This window comes from Gorillibacterium massiliense (assembly GCF_000455485.1).
GTDB classification, from domain to species: Bacteria; Bacillota; Bacilli; order Paenibacillales; family NBRC-103111; genus Gorillibacterium; species Gorillibacterium massiliense.
In genome coordinates this window covers 1-2,612 of sequence record NZ_CBQR020000112.1, presented here as the reverse complement: position 1 = coordinate 2,612, position 2,612 = coordinate 1, and the positions used below count along the sequence as shown (strand labels likewise).

3 protein-coding genes are annotated in these 2,612 nt (G+C 55.1%); 2 read left to right on the top strand and 1 reads right to left on the bottom strand.

Annotated elements, in window-relative coordinates; all coding sequences use genetic code 11:
• On the top strand, positions 1–975 hold a 975-nt coding region (locus TJ79_RS15690), incomplete at its 5' end, for a dihydrolipoamide acetyltransferase family protein (protein ID WP_040951286.1).
• 92 nt (positions 976–1,067) lie between these two features.
• Here the strand turns inward: TJ79_RS15690 and prli42 are convergent.
• Entirely contained in the window at positions 1,068–1,169 is a 102-nt protein-coding gene (gene prli42 / locus TJ79_RS27275; protein WP_155987909.1) for a stressosome-associated protein Prli42, read from the bottom strand.
• Between the two features lie 232 nt (positions 1,170–1,401).
• Between prli42 and TJ79_RS15685 the strand changes: the two genes are divergently transcribed.
• The gene (locus tag TJ79_RS15685) at positions 1,402–2,547 is read left to right on the top strand and encodes a M20/M25/M40 family metallo-hydrolase (RefSeq protein ID WP_040951285.1); all 1,146 of its coding nucleotides are present in this window, start codon (positions 1,402–1,404) and stop codon (positions 2,545–2,547) included.
• Positions 2,548–2,612: the final 65 nt, after the last annotated feature.

The following is a 2,612-nucleotide window of genomic DNA, read 5'->3' as shown; positions in this document are numbered from 1 at the left end:
CTGGCCGCCCTGGCGGGCACGGGCCTCGGCGGGCGCATCACGCGCAAGGACGTGCTCGATTACATCGAGCACGGTCCGGCGCGTGCCGCCGCCCCTCTGGCCCCGCCAGCGCCAGCCGCCGCGCCCAGCGCGCCCGTTGCGCCGCCGCAAGCGCCTTCGCTGCTGCCTTCACAGGCGCCGGCCGGACCGGTGCGGACCACCGGCCTGCACCTGACCGAGTATCCGCCGACACCGCTGCAGGATGCCCCGGGCATCCAGGCTGGCGGCTACGGCGGACAAGGGGAGTATCTCATCGATGTCACCCCGGTGCGCAACGCCATCGCCCGCAACACCCGGCAGAGCGCGACGGAAATTCCCCACGCTTGGACGATGGTGGAGGTGGATGTCACCAACCTGGTGACGTTACGAACCAAGTTGAAGGACGAATTTATCCGGCAAGAAGGTATCAACTTGACTTATTTGGCTTTTGTCCTGAAGGCCGTGGTCAGCGCGATCAAGGATTACCCGATCATGAACTCCGTTTGGGCGGTGGACAAGATCATCGTCAAACGGGACATCAACATCTCCCTGGCCGTCGGGACAGAAGATTCCGTCGTGACACCGGTGATCAAAAAAGCCGACCAAAAGAACATCGCCGGCCTGGCCCGGGAAATCGACACCTTGACGAAAAAAGCCCGCTCCGGCAAGCTCAGCCTGGACGATGTCCAGGGCGGCAGCTTTACCGTCAACAATACCGGCTCTTTCGGTTCGCTTTTGTCGTACCCGATCATCATTTATCCGCAAGCGGCCAACCTGACCTTTGAGTCCATCGTCAAAAAACCGGTGGTCATCAACGACATGATCGCCGTCCGCTCTATGGTGAATATGTGCTTGTCCCTGGATCACCGGATTCTGGACGGAGTCATCTGCGGTCGGTTCCTGCAGCGGGTTAAAGAAAACATGGAAAGCTATGGCCCGGATACGAAGCTGTATTAATGGGTCTTCGATGCGGTATTCACCGCAAGCAAAAACACTCTCCACTGCCATCTCATGGCCGGCCGGAGAGTGTTTTTCTGTGTTTTTTATCATTAGGAGAGCGCGATCTCAATTGCAAAAAGCAAGGATGACAAGGCCATACTGATGATCATTACCCAGATCACGACCCGGAACCAGAATTTTTGGCGTTTCATTGACTGTACTGCTCCCCTTTCGCAGGGCGGAATTGCTTCAAACCCGCTCTCGTGATACCATTGGTATCGCAGGCTGAATAACAAACCGCCGGTTAGTGCATCTTGCTCTATTCTACCTATTTGTGAGCGATCTTTTCAACCCTAGGATGTTTAGTCGGCAAACGCGTTTATCACACATATGCATGGTTGGCCATACGGCAAGTATGTCAATTTCTCTTAATGGAGGGAAGTCATGATACACGAAGAAAGGCTTGTTCAGGAATTTCTTGAATTGGTGCAAGTTGATAGCGAAACGAAGGATGAGGCGGAAATTGCCAAGGTGCTCCGCCGCAAGTTCACGGAGTTGGGATTGACGGTGGAAGAGGACGATTCCATGGCTAAAACCGGCCACGGAGCAAACAATCTGATTTGCACCCTGCCGGCGACAGAAGACGGAACCTCCCATCCCAAGCTCATGTTTACCAGCCATATGGATACGGTGATGCCGGGCAAAGGCATCAAGCCGCAAATACACGAAGACGGATACATAAGGAGCGACGGCTCCACGATCTTGGGCAGCGATGACAAGGCAGGACTTGCCGCCATGCTGGAAGGCATACGCGTTCTGAAAGAACAGAAGATCGCCCATCCGCAAATTCAATTCATCATTACCGCCGGTGAGGAGTCCGGTTTAATGGGCTCTCGGGCCATGGACAGCAAGTGGTTGGATGCCGAATACGGCTTTGCCCTTGATTCCAACGGTGCCATTGGCGGCATTGCGGTCGCTGCGCCATCTCAGCAAAAAGTCTTCATCACCTTTTACGGGAAATCCGCCCATGCCGGCGTAAACCCCGAGGATGGCATCAGTGCCATAACCGTGGCTAGCAAAGCCGTTGCCCGGATGAATTTGGGCCGCATCGATAAGGAAACGACGGCGAATATCGGGAAATTTTCCGGCGGCGGCGCCACGAACATCGTATGCGACAAGGTGGTTTTGGAAGCCGAAGCCCGCAGTTTGGACAAAGAGAAGCTGGCGCGGCAAGTTCAGTCCATGGAACAAGCTGCTTATTCGGCAGCGGAAGAAATGGGCGCGACAGCCGAGTTCAACAGTTTCCTTCTCTACCCGTCCTTTAAGTTTGACGGAGACGCTCCCATCGTCAAGATGGCGTCCAAAGCGATGGAAGCCATTGGCGCAACGCCTTTTACTTTCCATTCCGGTGGGGGCAGCGATGCCAACGTATTCAACGGCCACGGCGTGCCGACCATCAATTTGTCGGTAGGCTATGAGGACATTCACTCGACGAAGGAAAGAATAAAAAAAGCCGATCTCATCAAGGTGGCCGAGATTCTGATCAGCATCATTCGGACAAATGGAGAATTAGCGAAGACGGCGCATTAACCCTTGCAATCAAAGCTATCCTGACGCCTGCCGGCGGAGGGGTAGCTTTTCCCTCATTTCCCCTC

What these genes read in the sequence shown, in the direction of transcription:
- prli42 (WP_155987909.1), bottom strand. Translation starts at nt 1,169, where the DNA reads ATGAAACGCCAAAAATTCTGGTTCCGGGTCGTGATCTGGGTAATGATC.
- TJ79_RS15685 (WP_040951285.1), top strand. Translation starts at nt 1,402, where the DNA reads ATGATACACGAAGAAAGGCTTGTTCAGGAATTTCTTGAATTGGTGCAA.